The sequence below is a fragment of the Paenibacillus ihbetae genome (genome assembly GCF_002741055.1).
In the GTDB taxonomy this organism is placed as follows: domain Bacteria; phylum Bacillota; class Bacilli; order Paenibacillales; family Paenibacillaceae; genus Paenibacillus_AQ; species Paenibacillus_AQ ihbetae.
This window is the reverse complement of the sequence record NZ_CP016809.1, coordinates 4,506,558-4,521,281: the sequence shown is the minus strand read 5'-3', so window position 1 is coordinate 4,521,281 and position 14,724 is coordinate 4,506,558. Positions and strand designations below refer to the sequence as shown.

Here is a 14,724-nt window from a genome sequence, read left to right as displayed (position 1 = left end):
ATTTTATAAAGTCAATCCATCCGGTACCCGAACATCTGGCTCCTTATTGACCATAACCATCCAGCGAGCTCCGGATCAGGCTACATGCCGCAACGTATGCCACCCTATCGATGACCGGACATTATGCCTCCTAAGTTAGCGCTTAACAATGCCTGTCTATGACAAAAGAAGCCTCCTCAGCAATTACGCTAAGAGAAGGCTCCTTCGTGAATCCTGGCGTTTAGAACATCGGGAATACATATTTAATCAGGAAGTACAAAAATCCAAAAAAGATAATCAGATATGCCACATACTTGATTAACGTAGACGCTACCCTGCTGGAGTCATTCCGCTCCTCCACGTTACGGGTTTCGATTTCTACATCGCGATCAACGCGCCTGCTCATCATCTCCACCTCCATCCGTTCTACGCATGCGTAAGATGTTGGAATGCTCTCGAATCTTACTACTCATTACACGCGGGTGAACGGCTTGAACCAGGTGGATAAAGGCCTCTTTAAGCGTCTACAGAATCCCGATCAATAGCGGCAGCAAGATGAACGAAGCCAGGGTGGTCCATAGGATGCAGCGCGATACGAGCTTTGGCGCGGCATCATACTCCTCCGCCAGGATGACGGCATTCACCGCTGCGGGCATAGCCGACAGGATGAGGATGACGGCGAACAGCGTCCCCTTGATCGACAAAGCAGCCAGCAGTCCCCACGCCACCAGCGGAGCGACGAGCATCCGCATGCCCATGCCGGACCAGAATCCGATCCTTGATACCGAAAGGGCTGCATCGCTGTCGCGCACGCCGACCATCTGCGCCCCCAGGATCACCAGCGCCAGCGGCGCATAAGCGGCTGACAGCATCGAAATGCCCGTATCCAGTCCTTGAGGAAGCTCGAATCCGGTCACCCGCATGAGCACTGCCAGCATCGCAGCATAAACCGAGGGGAGCGTAAAAACGGATTTTACGGCCTTGGCTGCCGAGAAATGGGATCTCGCCGCCAAATAGACGCCTAGCGTATTCATGATAATAATCTGTACGATGACGTAGACGGAGGCTTTATCTAGACCTGCCTGTCCGAAAGCGAGAAGAACGAGCGGCAGACCGTAATTTACGCTGTTGGTAAAAATCGTAGTCAGGGCAAGCCCGGACCGTTCCGTCTGGGGCAGACCGAGCATTCTTCCGGCTAACGAGCTGAGAAGCCACAGTACGATTACATTCAAAAGACAGAAAATGATCGTGACATTCACTTCGCCAGAGGTTATGGAGGCATTCGCCAAGGTTTCGAAGATGAGCGCAGGACTCATGACATAGAGAGACAGGGCCGAGAGGGCCTTCGTCTCAAGTCCCTTGAACCGTTTCAGCAGCGCGCCGCCGATAACGGGCAAAGAGATCGGCAGGAACACGCCGACCAATGTAGTTAAGAAAGAAGAAATCACAAAGCTCACCCTTATCCAAAAACTGTCGCTGTTCCCTCCATCCTACTCCATCCTGAAGCTCCCGTCCAAGACCCAATGGCTATAGATCTAATAGGCAAGGGTTATACATTCTCTTTCCCTGGGCTTTTTGGATTGGCGCTTGAAATCGCCACAATTCCTAGTATAATACTTGGTAAAACGCAAGGCGTACACTACATTAAGGGGGACGTTCAACATGCATCATCATAATATGAAGGACGCCTCATTATCCCTCGATGACTACCTCGATCTTCTGAATCTGGCAATTCGCTTGGGTGATGAGCATTGGCAAGCCGAAATTATCAGTACGCTGAAGCAGATGCAGGAGCAGCCGGAAATCTGCTCGGAGAAGAAGGAATATTCCGAACAGGAGCTCTGGCAATGCATCGACCAAATCAACCGCAAGATGCATGAGCTGTATGCGGAATTGAAGGCAACCCGGGATGAGAGCAAGCAGCGCAAACTGCTCGACCAGATGTGGGAGCTGAAGATCGCGCGTATCGAAGTTTACCGGAAAATACGATCGATTTATCAATAATTGCAGGCGTACTAAAAAACGGCGGCGTCCATGATTCAGGACACCGCCGTCGTTTCTTGCCCGAATGAGCACCTTGCCTGCCTGTACGCTACAGCGAGAGGTTGTAGTATAGAAACTCGCTGTCCAGCACGTACCCCGCCGATTCGTAAAGTCGGCGGGCAGCCAGGTTATCAGGGTGGGTCGACAGCGTAATGCCTGAAGCCCCTGATCGCGCAGCGTGCTCCTTGGCTTGGTGAAGCAGCCTTCGTCCAATCCCATGTCCCCGGAATTCCTTCGCGACATAGAGATCGTTCAATATCCATAACCGGGACATCGAAAGGGAAGAGAAAGACGGATACAGCTGCACAAAGCCTGCAGCTTCCCAAAGGGCTTCTCGCCCCTCCCGGCATGCAGCCGCAACGAAAATGACGGAATCCTGCAGCGTCAGCCGTTCCCCGATAAACCGGGCCGCTCCGGCCGCATCATTCTGCTTGCCGTAAAATATGCGGTATTGGTTAAACAAACCCGCTACAGCGTTCAAATCGCTGCCGTCAGCCTGACGGATCTGAATCTCCGCTCCCATGAGCCCTCATCCTTTCCTTCGCATGGCGTGGGTTAACCCTAGTTTAGCGAACACGGCACCTGTAAGGGTATGGAGAGATCAGGCGAAGATTTGCATTTCGGCACTATCGTTCTTAATGCCTGCCGATTTCGATTACCTTTTCCTGCGTTCTCTTACGCCCCCATGTCATTCTACGCCGTACCGCTCTCGAAATTCTTCCTCCAGCATGCTCATCCAGATCGAATCATGGTAACGGTGGTTATAATACAGCGCACCCCGCTGCACGCCTTCACGCTTAAAGCCCACCTTCTCATAGGCCTTGATCGCCCGCTCGTTATAATCGAATACTTGAAGCTCAATCCGGTGAAGATTCAGAATGCCGAAGCCATATTCCAGCAGCAGCTTGATCGATTCCGGTCCGTAGCCCTTGCCGAGGTGCCGCTCCGAATCAATCGCAATTCGCAAGTTGGCATTCCGGTTAACCTGATCGATGTCCTGCAGCGCAATATCGCCGATGACCGTGTCGTCATCCCGAAGCGCAATCAGAAGCAGCACGGTCGTACGGTCCCCGGATTTCGCCTCGATATACCGGCGGACCTCCTCAAGCGTGAACGCCTGACGGGTCCCTGTCAGCCGCCGGATTTCCGGATTGAACAGCATTTGATAATATCCTTCGGCATCCTCAGCCGATACGGGTCTCAAATACACCCGTTCCCCCTCCAGCAAACGTACCGGCCGAGGGTTCCATAACGCGGATGGTATGCTCATATTGAATTTGCCCTCCTGTTTTGTTTCCTGCTCGGATCCCTTATACTATAGCAATGAATTGACCATAGCTGAATATACAGATTTCAACCTATAAAAAGGACAGATTTGTCATGAAACAGATTCAGGTTCCGATTCACCAAACGGAGATGACGTCCGCTCTTGCGGGCTACTCCGCTCCGCTGTACGTCCAGGCGTATCAGTACATGAAACGGGAGATCACCGCCGGCCGATGGCCTAATCAAGCCCGTCTGCCTTCCGTGCGCAAGCTGGCTGACCTTCTTGGAATCAGCACGACGCCGGTGGAAATGGCTTATCAACAGCTGCTCGCCGAAGGGTTTATCGTCAGCAGACCCCGGAGCGGGTATTTTGTGCACACGCCGGATGAACTCTTTCCGATCCCGGCGGCACCGCCTTCGCCAAGCGGACCGAAGCTAAAGCGCCATCATCATTTTCCGTTTGATTTTCATATGTCCAAAAATGAGTATCGGCATTTTCCCATCGCAGCCTGGAGGAAAGCCTACAGCCGGTGCCTGCAAGAGGAGAACGGAGCGGAGATGCTGTTTTACGGCGACCCCCAGGGAGAAGAGGGCCTTCGACGTGAAATTGCAGCATACGCAAGAAGCGTGCGCGGGGTTCAATGTACCCCCGAGCAGGTCATTATCGGTTCGGACCCTTATCCTTTGCTGGATATCGTCTGCCGCCTGCTTCGCCCATACGGAGACCGGGTTGGCGTTGAAAATCCGGGCTACCCACAGTATCCCGAAGCGTTCAGGCAAAACGGCTTCCAGGTCATCCCGCTGGCCGTGCATGAGGACGGCATCCGCCAAGATGACCTTCGGGGAAGCGGGGTCAGGCTGGTAACCGTGTCGCCATCGCATCAATTCCCGACCGGCGTCACCATGCCGATCTCGCGGCGGCTGGCTCTGCTGCAATGGGCTCATGAAAACCGAAGGGTTCATTATCGAGGATGACTACGACGGAGCATTCCGGTATTACGGCCGGCCCATTCCTTGCCTGCAGGGTCTCCGGTCCGACGGCCGGGTCATCTATATGAGCGGGTTCTCGCAGGTTCTGTCTCCCGCGATCGGGGTCCACTATATGATACTGCCCGCAGTCCTGCTGCCGGCGTACCATCATTTGAAATTCCACCTGTTCCTGGAATGCACCGCCTCCAGATTGCAGCAGCTGGCCCTCGAACGCTTTATGAAAGAAGGGTATGTTGACAGGCATCTCCGCAAAATGAGAATGCTGCTCAGAAAGAAGCATGATTGCCTGGTTGCCTCGATCCAACGGTATTTCGGAGAACGGGCCGTCATTAGCGGGTGCGGCGCAGGATTTCATCTCATGCTGTCCATCCTGCATCCGCTCTCCGCCCACGAGCTCCAGACCCGCGCGGAGCATGCGGGGATCCGCGTAAGCGCTGCAGACTATACGCGGCTTCAGGAAACCCGCAGCTTGACAGCAACGGAGCTCAGAACGTTCATCGTCGGGTTCGGCGGTCTCTTGGAGGAAGAGATCGATGAAGGAATAAAGCGGCTTGCATCCTGCTGGCTGTCAACGTGGTGAGCTTCATCAACATAAACGGCAACAAAAAAGGACTGCCCATGACTCGCATGGAACAGTCCTGCCTTTAAAGTATCGTATGGATGACACAGCTGGGATCGCCGGGCAAGTGCCTCGTTGCTCGTGTGCAAGAAGGCTTTAAAACGCCCGGCCAATATCGATGCCGGTTATACCGCACGGCCCACGATGACAAGATCCCGCTTAACCCCATCCAGCTCGGCTACACCCGGGAGAAGCCCCCACTGCTCGAATCCGAACTTCCGCAGCAGCTTAAGCGAGGGCTCATTGTGACCGAATACGAATCCGACCAGATTGCTGACGCGCAGCCGCGGACATTCCTCCAGCGCCTTGGCGATCAGGATGCTCCCAGCGCCGATCCCTCGAAACTTCTCATTCACGTAGATGCTGATTTCGGCAGTTCCGTTATAGGCGGGGCGTCCGTAAAAGGATTGAAAGCTCATCCAGGCGACGATTTCGCTCCCAAGACGCATAACCCACAGCGGACGGTGGTCCTCGCTGTGCTCTTCGAACCATCGAATACGGCTCTCGACCGTCACCGGCTCCAGATCGGCCGTTACCTTTCGGCTTTGAATCGTAGAATTGTAAATATCGACAATAGCCGGCAAATCCTCCATTACGGCGTATTCGATTCGATACTGATGCGCTGTCATTTGCTACCTCCGAGTCGTTGAATGATGATTGTCAGATTGTGATGACGATGAGTGTTATGAGGTCTATTGTACAGGAGGAAGCGGGATTACGCCTTATTTTTCTGACCGGGAATTAATTTACAAAAGTGTTGCGCACCCGCTCGGAACGGATAAAATACGGGATCCAGATGCAGGCATAGATCGTGGAGCGGACAATTTGGGTTAAGGATTGGCCGTCGTCGGTCTCGGCCAGCAGTTCGATTTGGCTGGCAACGGCGAAATCTACAATGCCGAACAAAAGGCTTGCGATAATATAGCCGATCATCAATTTCGGAAATGCCCTTTTCTTGTTGTACATCATCACCAATGCAATCAGGAGGCCAATCACAAATATAATATTCATTACCGTCTCGAACAGAATTAGCGGGACCAGCATGGCGTCATAATAAGGAGATGACGGATCTGTGAGCACATCCCATATCTCGGGCTCATAAATCGGGAGCACATTTGTAATAAGCAGGGCAGTAATCGCAATCAAAGAAAAATAGATGGAGATCTGGACGAGGATCAGCCAGCCTCCAAGTCCTTCAACCGGGGGCTTCAGCAAATAGCCCTTCTGCTTTCCCGGCTCTAGCGGCGGCATATGCCCGTTCTCTTGAACCTGATTTGAATCCATGAATAAGAAACTCCTTCCAGCATTATACAATTTTTTTTAACTATGGTACATTATATAGAAAGGACCAGCTCTCATAAAGGGAAACTTTACTTCGGGAACCGAACGGTATACCCTTACATTAATAGCTGTACCACCGTTCTAACCATGAAAGGAATGAAACTTGATGCATGAACGTTTAAACACGCTGCTGCAATCCATGAATGCGCAAGGCTGGGATCATGCGCTGATTACGGATCCGAAGCACGTATACTACTTAACCGGATTTGCCAGCGATCCCCATGAGCGTTTTCTCGGCCTGCTCCTCTCCACAGCGAGCGAGCCGGTCCTGATCGTCCCCGCCCTGGATGCGGCCGCTGCCGAAGCGGCATCATCCGTCAAGCACATCGTAACGCATCAGGATACCGATAATCCGTACGTTGTGCTCCAGCACGCTCTTCGCGGTTCTGCCGGCACGGTGGCTGTGGAGAAGGACCAGTTGACCGTCTCCCGCTTCGAGCAGCTTCAGCAGCATGTGAAGGCCTCAGCCTTCAAGGATGCCGGACCCGTTCTTCGCGAGCTGCGGGTACGGAAATCGGCGGAGGAAGTATCGCTGATCAAGCATGCCGTCAAGCTGGTGGAGGATGTGCTGCGGCAAGGATTGAAAAAGGCGGGCATCGGCGTTAGCGAGTTGGAGCTTGTGGCCGAGCTCGAATATTTGATGAAGAAGCTCGGAGCCGATGCGCCTTCGTTCGCGACGATGGTGCTGTCAGGGCCAAACACCGCGCTTCCTCACGGCGTGCCGGGGAGCAGACGGATCGAAGCGGGAGATCTGCTCATGTTTGATCTCGGCGTATACGCCGGCGGCTATGCCTCGGATATTACCCGTACCTTTGCTGTCGGCGACTTGAAGCCGGAAGCCGTTCGCATTTACGATACCGTTCTGGCCGCGAATCAAGCCGCCATTCAGGCGGTGAAGCCCGGAGTTACGTACGGATCGATCGACCGGGCGGCAAGAACCGTCATCGAGCATGCGGGTTACGGCCCCGCCTTCGTTCATCGCCTCGGTCACGGCCTCGGGATGGATGTCCATGAATACCCGTCCGTGCATGGTCTGAATGAGGATGTGCTGCAGGCCGGAGCTGTGTTTACCATCGAACCCGGCGTATATGTACAGGATGTCGGCGGCGTACGCATCGAGGACGATGTGCTTGTCACCGAGACCGGCGTCGAAGTGCTGACATCGTTTCCGAAGGAGCTGACCGTCATCGGTTAGTCCAGATTGCATGCAGGCTATAGGATTGTCATTCATACGACAAAAAGGCCCTCCGGCAAGGCATTAGATTCGCCTTGCCGGAGGGCCTTCTTCTTTTACTTTAGATACCAGGATGGCTGTCGAAGCCCAAGCGTTACTCCTGGACCATATCAAGCTGAATGTTCTTGTCGTTATATACATCCTTATCCACTTCATTCATCACTTTCCCTGTAATGACGCCTGCCGTCATGGAATCGTTGACGTTCAGTGCCGTCCGGCCCATATCGATGAGCGGCTCGACAGAAATGAGCAGTCCGGCCAGCGCTACGGGCAGGTTCATCGTGGACAGAACGATAAGGGATGCGAACGTCGCCCCGCCGCCGACGCCGGCGACACCGAACGAGCTGATCATAACCACGACGATCAAGGTCAGGATGAAGGACCATGAGGTCGGATCAACGCCGGCGGTCGGCGCGATCATAACGGCCAGCATGGCAGGATAAATGCCGGCACAGCCGTTCTGTCCGATCGTGGCCCCGAGCGATGCGGACAGATTCGAGATCCCCTCCGATACGCCGAGCTTCTTGCTCTGCGTCTGGACATTAAGCGGGATCGTCGCCGCGCTGGAACGCGACGTGAACGCAAAGGTCAGCGTCGGGAATACCTTTTTCACATACGTAAACGGATTGAAGCCGAACAAGGCGAGCAGCACTAGATGAACAATGAACATGACGATCAATGCCACGTAGGAAGCTAGCACAAAATCAATCAGATTCAAAATAACCTGCAGATTCGTCGTTGCGATCGTCTTGGCCATCAACGCAAGAATACCGTATGGCGTCAGACGAAGCACAAGCGTCACGATGCGCATGACAACTCCGTAGACCGCGGAGATTATGCCCCGGAACGTATCGGCCTGCTCTTTATTTTTCCGGTCCAGACCGAGTACGGCAATCCCGACAAAGGCAGAGAATATAACGACGGCGATCGTGGACGTTCTTCGCGCCCCCGTCATATCCTCGAACGGATTGCTCGGAATGAAATCAAGGATCTGCTGCGGCAGCGTACGATCCTCGATGTCTCCAAGCCGCTCCTGCAGCAGCGCGCCCTGCTCCTCCTCTGCCGCTCCGCCCTGAATGTTGACCGCAGACAGATCGAAGGACAGCGCGGTCGTGATCCCGACGGTCGCGGCCACCGCGGTCGTCAGCATAAGCACGGCGATGATAAGCCCGCTCATTTTGCCGAGATTGCGCCCACCCTTCAGCTTGGTGATAGCCGAGATGATCGATACCATGATCAGTGGAATGACCATCATCTGCAGCAAACGGACGTAGCCGTATCCGACCAAATTGAACCAATCCGCTGAATCGGCCACGATATCGGAGTCAGAAGTGTAAACGAGCTGCAGAACGACGCCGAACAGTACGCCCAGCCCCAGGCCCGCAAAGACACGCTTGGTGAACGAGAAATGCTTTTTCTGCATCCAGTACAAGACACCGACCAGCAGAAATAAAACAAGGACATTGATAACGACCCAAAGCGTTTCCATCCTTTGCTTCCTCCATTCTCTAATTCGGATTTAAAGTTGTACCATCCTTGTGGGGATAAGTGCGCTAGTATGTATTCATTTCCAACTCACCGCCCACTCTAAACATTACATTACCCGTTCTTCCCGAATCTTATCGGAAATCGGCGCTTCCCGGCATCGAATCAATTCGATTATACAGATCGGAATACCAAGATAAACTCTTTTACCTCTATCCTATCACCAATCCTGAAGGAGCAGAACCACAAATAACAGAATGGCCGCCTCAAGCAGTTCATTCAGTGCGCCGTACGTGTCTCCCGTGAGGCCGCCAAGGCGCCGGTTCATACGTCCAGCCACTGCCGAGCCGATCAGCCAAGCCAGGAACGGGGCAAGCACGAGCGACGATAATCCGGTGCTCCAAGCATGCGCCGAATCCGTGACCAGCCAGAACGTGATGAGAACCCCGATCGTGAGCAGAACCGCCGTCAAGCCGGCCTGCAGCCTCCGCAAGCTGGATAATCCGCTGAACAATGCAGCCAGCCCTTCACTGCCTCGTGCCATAGGCCAGCGGTACATCGCGTGCACCATAAACCAACGGCTCCAGACGGGAGCAAGCACAAGCAGTAGCGCTTCCTGCTTCCAGTCGCTGCCCGACAGTTCAAAGATCGATTGAATCAGCGAGACCTTCAGCAGCAGGAGCAGCATACAGGCGATCACCCCCATTGCACCTACCCGGCTGTCTTTCATAATCTCGAGCATCCGCTCACGAGACCGATGGCTGAGGAGGGCATCCGCGCTGTCCATCCACCCGTCCAGATGAAGACCGCCCGTCAGCCCCACCCACACGGCCAATGTGATAACCGAGGCCGGAAAGGTCGGGAGAGCATAGCTTAATCCCCACCCCAGCAGCGCCACTGTCAGGCCGATCACGCCTCCTACCAGCGGATAAAAGACAACGCTTCGCTGCTGAACCTCCGGGGTAAAGGGAATCTCCCGCCGGATCGGAAACCTTGATAAAAATTGAAAAGCGGCCGCGGCCGCTTCCATCATCCTGTTCATATCCGATACTCCCTGCTCTTGATTTCCATCGGAATCCCTGCGGTTACGAGAAATACTTCATGGCAGACCCGGGCAAGCCGCTGGTTCATCAGCCCGGCCCAATCGCGAAATATTCGGCCCAGCGGATACTCCGGGACGATCCCCGAGCCCACTTCGTTCGTTACCAGGATTACCGTTCCGGGATACGTCTCAACGGCACGGGCCAGCCTCCCGATATCCAGCTGCAGCCGTTCCTCCATGGCCGCGGCTCCCTCCGGCTCGACCTGGAGCAGCACGTTCGTGAGCCACAGCGTCAGGCAATCCACGACGAGCGCCGGCGCATCCGATGCCGATTGGCCGAGCGTTTCGAGCAGCTCCGGCAAGGCGACGGGCTCTTCGACCGTCTCCCAGCGATAATCCGCATCGCTGCGCCTGTCCTGATGAATCCGAATCCGTTCCTTCATTTCATCGTCATACGCCTGAGCCGTCGCTATATAAAGGCCCGAGGACGACCGTTTCATGCAGAGCTTCTCGGCGAACGAGCTCTTGCCGCTTCGGGCGCCTCCCGTTACGAGCGAGCTTAATGGGTTCATCGTTCCCCTCCGCTTATTCCCGCGCTTTCGAAGGTTGCCATCTCGCTCATGATCCGGCACGCGGCTTCTATCATATGAAGGCATAACACGCCTCCGGTTCCTTCGCCAAGACGCATGTCCATATGCAGCATCGGAGACAGTCCCAGCGCTTGCAGCAGCAGGGCATGTCCACGCTCCTTCGAATTGTGGGATGCGATCATATACGAAAGCGATTCAGGACAAATTGCCGCAGCGATTAGGGCGGCTGCGCTGGATATGAAGCCGTCGATAACGACAGGGCAGCCCTTGGCCGCCGCGCCGAGAATGAGTCCGGCCAGGCCGCCGAGCTCATACCCGCCGACCTTGGCAAGCACATCCACCGGATCCTCCGCCAGGGGGCGATTGACCGAGATCGCCTGCTCGACAACGCGGATCTTATGCAGCAGCTGCTCGTCGCTAACGCCGGTTCCCCGCCCAACGACCTCAGCCGGCGGCTTGCCGGACAGAACCGCGAAGACGGCGGCGCTCGGTGTCGTGTTGCCGATGCCCATTTCCCCGGTCACGAACACCCGGGTTCCATGAGAATAGAGCTCGGCGGCTACCTCGGCACCGGTCATGATCGCCTGCTCGGCCTCCGCCCTCGTCATCGCAGGCCCTTTTGCAATATTATTCGTTCCCTTATTAATTTTACGGGAAAGGAGACGTTTATGGGACAGGTCCGCCGCAACGCCGATATCCACGCACAGCACGTCCGCGCCCGCTTGACGGGCCAATACGTTGACGGCGGCGCCGCCGTTCAGGAAATTCATGACCATCTGGGGCGTTACCTCTGACGGGAAAGCGCTGACGCCCTCCTCGCACACCCCATGGTCGCCGGCCATGACCACGACGGCCTTTTTCTCGAAGGAGGGCTTGATCGTCCCCGTGATTCCCGCGAGCTGAATCGCCAGCGATTCCAGCTTGCCGAGGCTCCCGGGAGGTTTCGTCAGCTTGTCCAAATAGGCGGCGGCTTCCGCCTGCGCCCGGGCATTGGGCGCGGTGATTGTACCAACCGATCGCGTCAATCGGTCCATGAGCTCCTTCATGCAACAAGCCTCCCTTTTTTGCTTATGTCGCTTGTACTTACTTTATCCGAATCCATGCGCCCTGGGCAAGCCATAGGCTTGCAGGCCCTTATTTCCTTGACCGCTTCGCCGTGAGCAGCACCTGCGGCGCCCCGTTCTCGGGGTGCTTGACGACGGAAGGCATGACCCGGAAAATCCGGCTGATATACGCCTCGGTCAGCACTTCCTCCGGTGATCCCATTCCTGCAACGCGCCCCTCGTGCAGCACGAGCAGCTTATCGCAAAACTGCGCGGCCAGATTCAAATCGTGCAGGACACTGATTACGGTAATTTCCGACGTCTGTCTCCAAGCATCCACCATCTCCATGAATTGAAGCTGGTAATGAATATCGAGATAGGTCGTCGGTTCATCCAGCATCAGGAGCGACGGCTCCTGCACCATCACCTTGCCGAGCGCAACCCGCTGCCGCTGGCCGCCGCTCAGCTCCGTAAGACGCCGCTCCTGAATATCGCGAAGCTCCAGCTTCTCCATGATGCTGTCAATCAGGGGTGCCGCATCCTGCTCCTCCCGGCCCAGCCAGTTCAGGAACGGATAGCGCCCCATCTCAAGCACCTCCCGTACCGTAAAATCAGTCGGGTCCAGCCCCTCCTGCTGAAGCACGGCAACAATTCGGGCGAGCGCTTTGCGGCTGTAGCTTCCGATATCGCGGTCCAAAAGCCGCACGCTGCCCTTGGAAGGACGCTCCACGCCAGACAGCAGCTGCATCAGTGTGGACTTGCCGCTGCCGTTCGGTCCGATGATGCCCCACCACTCGCCTTTCCCGACCTGAAGCCCGACCTCCGACAATACCGTTGTGCGGCCATAGGCCTTTGTCAGCCCTTGGGCAACGATCATCATGAGAATCCCTCCCTGCGCCGCTTCTTGTTCCGGTAGAGCAAATACGCAAAGAACGGAGCGCCGATAAACGCAGTGACCACTCCGAGCGGAATTTCAGTCGGAGCAAGCACCGATCGCGCCGCCGTATCGCACCATACCATGAAAATAGCGCCTCCCAAGGCGGAAATCGGAATAATGACACGATAATCCGAGCCCGTCATCAGCCGGATCATATGCGGCACCACCAGCCCCACAAATCCGATTACGCCCGAGACCGACACGGCCGCCGCCGCAAGAAGCGTAGCAACGACCAAGACGCTGGTCTTCAGCCGATCCACGTTCAGCCCCATATGGGCAGCCTGCCTTTCGCCAAGCGACAGCAGATTCAATGCCCGCGAACGGCTCCACAAATAAATAAGCCCTACCCCGAAATACGGGAAAAGGATGGCCACATAGGACCATCCGCGCATGCTCAAGCTTCCCATCGTCCAGAACAGGATCTGGTTCACCGTGTCTTTTGACATCACCGTCAGGAAGGAAACGACGGCGCCGAGAAAGGATTGCATAACGACACCGGACAAAATGAGTCCGTGCACCGGCAGCTTCCCCTGATCCCGTGCCAGCAGCAGAACGACCCATAGCGTACCCGCTCCGGTCAGAAATGCAACCAGCGGCAGCGTGTAGCCCCCGGCGAAGGAATACTCCATCCCGAAAAAAATGAGGGACGCCGCCCCGAGAGCGGCCCCGGACGAAACGCCCAGCGTAAACGGATCAGCCAGCGGATTGCGCAGCACGCCTTGAAACGCCGCTCCTGCCACCGCAAGCGAGGCGCCGACCAGCATTCCCAGCAGAATCCGCGGGAGCCTCACCTTCATCAAAATCTGCTCGGAGGATACCTCCCAGCCCGGGACGATCGCATCGCCGACCCAAGGCAGCCGATGCAGCAGCATCGCTCCGATCTCGCTAACAGGCAGGTGGACCGAGCCGATTCCGAGGCTGACGATCAAAGTCAACAGCAGCAGGACAATGCCGGCCGATCCGTAACCCGCCAGTTTTTGTCTCATGGTGTCATCAGTTCCGGATAAACGGCTTTGGCCACTTCAATCAAACCTTGCGTGACGCGCGGTCCCGGACGGCTCAGCAGATTATCGTCCATCGCAATGACCCGGTCGTTCTTGATCGCCTCGATCTGATCCCAGCCGTCGCGCTCTTTAATCATCTGATCCAGCGTTTTCTTGGTGGCTTCGTCGACAACATTGCTCGAATACAGGATGACATCCGGATTCGCCGCAATGATGTTCTCCTCGCTAATTTCGAACCAGCCCTCTGTATCCCCGGCTGCGTTGACGCCGCCAGCCAGCGTGATCATCTCATCCATGAACTCGCCTTTGCCGACAGTCCAGCCCGGCGAGAACTCGACGTACACTTTCTTCTTGTCCTCTTCCTTCACGGATTTCACCGCTTCTGTAACGCTTGCCAGCTCCTGCTGCATCTGCTCGACCACAGTCTGCGCTTCTTCCTGACGGTCGGTAATTTGTCCGACCAGCGTAATGGAAGACATGACTTCTTCAATCGTGGACGGATCGTTAACGAACAATTTCATGCCCATCCCGCGGAGCTTCTCCGCGTTTTCCGCATTCATCGACGCGCTGAACACGACATCAGCCTCGGCTGCGATTACAGCCTCTTCATTCACTTGGAAGCCTCCCATTTTCGGCTTGGATTTCGCGGCTTCCGGATAATCATCCAGATCGGACACGCCTACGATTTCCTCGTCCAGCCCGAGGGCAAACAGCTTTTCCGTCTCGGACGGAGCCAGGGATACGATACGGGTCGGCGCCTTCTCGAAGGTGATCTCTGTTCCGGTCGCATCCTTAACGGTGAGGGGATACTGCGTCTTCAGCGCACCCTGATCCTCCGCAGGCTGTTCAGCCGGCTTCTCCTGCTGGGCAGGCGTTTCCGAAGGCGTGCTTTTCGGCGCGGCATCCTCGGCGTTTCCGCAGGCGATCAGCGACAGCGCCATCAGCATCGCCACGATCAATACGGACCATGATTTCAACATTGCTTTCATTTTCTTGTTTCCCCCTACGTCATCATTGAGAACCCTAGCCTGCATATTTCACAACTTCAATTCCGATCCTTACCGGGTATGAAAACGACTGTCCTCGCATGTATAAGGAGAACCGGCTCGACCCTCCTGTCCTGTTCCCCGCAATCCGGCCGGAAGCGGTTT

At 55.6% G+C, this 14,724-nt stretch carries 17 protein-coding genes; 4 read left to right on the top strand and 13 right to left on the bottom strand.

All coding sequences use genetic code 11. The features are described 5' to 3' along the window. Positions 1–220 precede the first annotated feature (220 nt). Together BBD41_RS29850 and BBD41_RS20280 are read right to left on the bottom strand one after the other, a co-directional pair. Complete coding sequence (locus tag BBD41_RS29850) at positions 221–388, bottom strand: hypothetical protein (RefSeq protein WP_007127219.1); 168 nt, start codon at positions 386–388, stop codon at positions 221–223. 115 nt (positions 389–503) lie between these two features. Next, positions 504–1,427, bottom strand: a complete 924-nt coding sequence (locus BBD41_RS20280; protein WP_099478561.1) for an AEC family transporter — start codon at positions 1,425–1,427, stop codon at positions 504–506. 214 nt (positions 1,428–1,641) lie between these two features. Between BBD41_RS20280 and BBD41_RS20275 the strand changes: the two genes are divergently transcribed. Next, positions 1,642–1,983 (top strand): hypothetical protein, encoded by a 342-nt coding sequence (locus BBD41_RS20275; protein WP_077567892.1) that lies wholly within the window; start codon positions 1,642–1,644, stop codon positions 1,981–1,983. 88 nt (positions 1,984–2,071) lie between these two features. On the opposite strand, the gene BBD41_RS20270 is transcribed toward BBD41_RS20275, so the two are convergent. Together BBD41_RS20270 and BBD41_RS20265 are read right to left on the bottom strand one after the other, a co-directional pair. Next, positions 2,072–2,545 carry a GNAT family N-acetyltransferase gene (locus tag BBD41_RS20270; RefSeq protein ID WP_099478560.1) on the bottom strand — a complete coding sequence of 158 codons (474 nt, stop codon included), beginning with the start codon at positions 2,543–2,545 and terminating at the stop codon, positions 2,072–2,074. Between the two features lie 165 nt (positions 2,546–2,710). Then, positions 2,711–3,292, bottom strand: coding sequence for a GNAT family N-acetyltransferase (locus tag BBD41_RS20265; protein WP_077567893.1), 582 nt, complete (start codon positions 3,290–3,292; stop codon positions 2,711–2,713). A gap of 110 nt (positions 3,293–3,402) precedes the next feature. Here BBD41_RS20265 and BBD41_RS30570 point away from each other — a divergent pair, with 110 nt between their 5' ends. Both BBD41_RS30570 and BBD41_RS30565 read left to right on the top strand, forming a co-directional pair. Continuing rightward, positions 3,403–4,263: an aminotransferase-like domain-containing protein gene (locus tag BBD41_RS30570; protein ID WP_335582723.1), complete on the top strand. Its 861-nt coding sequence runs from the start codon at positions 3,403–3,405 to the stop codon at positions 4,261–4,263. After that, the gene (locus tag BBD41_RS30565; RefSeq protein WP_335582722.1) at positions 4,232–4,858 is read left to right on the top strand and encodes an aminotransferase-like domain-containing protein; all 627 of its coding nucleotides are present in this window, start codon (positions 4,232–4,234) and stop codon (positions 4,856–4,858) included. Before BBD41_RS30570 ends, BBD41_RS30565 begins: the two co-directional genes overlap by 32 nt. Positions 4,859–5,022: 164 nt before the next feature. Here BBD41_RS30565 and BBD41_RS20255 read toward each other — a convergent pair whose 3' ends face one another. Next, positions 5,023–5,526 carry a GNAT family N-acetyltransferase gene (locus BBD41_RS20255; RefSeq protein ID WP_077567895.1) on the bottom strand — a complete coding sequence of 168 codons (504 nt, stop codon included), beginning with the start codon at positions 5,524–5,526 and terminating at the stop codon, positions 5,023–5,025. Positions 5,527–5,638: 112 nt separating this feature from the next. Next, positions 5,639–6,181 carry a DUF2569 domain-containing protein gene (locus BBD41_RS20250; RefSeq protein ID WP_099478559.1) on the bottom strand — a complete coding sequence of 181 codons (543 nt, stop codon included), beginning with the start codon at positions 6,179–6,181 and terminating at the stop codon, positions 5,639–5,641. A 163-nt stretch (positions 6,182–6,344) separates the two neighbouring features. Here BBD41_RS20250 and BBD41_RS20245 point away from each other — a divergent pair, with 163 nt between their 5' ends. Continuing rightward, positions 6,345–7,433 (top strand): M24 family metallopeptidase, encoded by a 1,089-nt coding sequence (locus BBD41_RS20245; RefSeq protein ID WP_099478558.1) that lies wholly within the window; start codon positions 6,345–6,347, stop codon positions 7,431–7,433. Between the two features lie 133 nt (positions 7,434–7,566). On the opposite strand, the gene BBD41_RS20240 is transcribed toward BBD41_RS20245, so the two are convergent. The 7 genes from BBD41_RS20240 to BBD41_RS20210 all read right to left on the bottom strand — a co-directional run bounded on the left by BBD41_RS20240 (position 7,567) and on the right by BBD41_RS20210 (position 14,562). Continuing rightward, positions 7,567–8,961 carry an L-cystine transporter gene (locus BBD41_RS20240; RefSeq protein WP_099478557.1) on the bottom strand — a complete coding sequence of 465 codons (1,395 nt, stop codon included), beginning with the start codon at positions 8,959–8,961 and terminating at the stop codon, positions 7,567–7,569. Positions 8,962–9,177: 216 nt separating this feature from the next. Beyond that, positions 9,178–9,999, bottom strand: coding sequence for an adenosylcobinamide-GDP ribazoletransferase (cobS, locus tag BBD41_RS20235; protein WP_099478556.1), 822 nt, complete (start codon positions 9,997–9,999; stop codon positions 9,178–9,180). After that, on the bottom strand, positions 9,996–10,571 hold the full coding sequence (cobU, locus tag BBD41_RS20230; RefSeq protein ID WP_099478555.1) for a bifunctional adenosylcobinamide kinase/adenosylcobinamide-phosphate guanylyltransferase: 576 nt from the start codon (positions 10,569–10,571) through the stop codon (positions 9,996–9,998). The genes cobS and cobU overlap by 4 nt, the downstream gene beginning before the upstream one ends. Continuing rightward, a complete protein-coding gene (gene cobT / locus BBD41_RS20225) occupies positions 10,568–11,635 on the bottom strand; it encodes a nicotinate-nucleotide--dimethylbenzimidazole phosphoribosyltransferase (RefSeq protein WP_099478554.1) in 1,068 nt (355 codons plus the stop codon). Before cobT ends, cobU begins: the two co-directional genes overlap by 4 nt. A gap of 88 nt (positions 11,636–11,723) precedes the next feature. Next, positions 11,724–12,509: an ABC transporter ATP-binding protein gene (locus BBD41_RS20220; protein WP_099480709.1), complete on the bottom strand. Its 786-nt coding sequence runs from the start codon at positions 12,507–12,509 to the stop codon at positions 11,724–11,726. Further along, complete coding sequence (locus tag BBD41_RS20215; protein ID WP_077567902.1) at positions 12,509–13,555, bottom strand: FecCD family ABC transporter permease; 1,047 nt, start codon at positions 13,553–13,555, stop codon at positions 12,509–12,511. Before BBD41_RS20215 ends, BBD41_RS20220 begins: the two co-directional genes overlap by 1 nt. Continuing rightward, positions 13,552–14,562 carry an ABC transporter substrate-binding protein gene (locus BBD41_RS20210; protein ID WP_099478553.1) on the bottom strand — a complete coding sequence of 337 codons (1,011 nt, stop codon included), beginning with the start codon at positions 14,560–14,562 and terminating at the stop codon, positions 13,552–13,554. The genes BBD41_RS20215 and BBD41_RS20210 overlap by 4 nt, the downstream gene beginning before the upstream one ends. Positions 14,563–14,724: the final 162 nt, after the last annotated feature.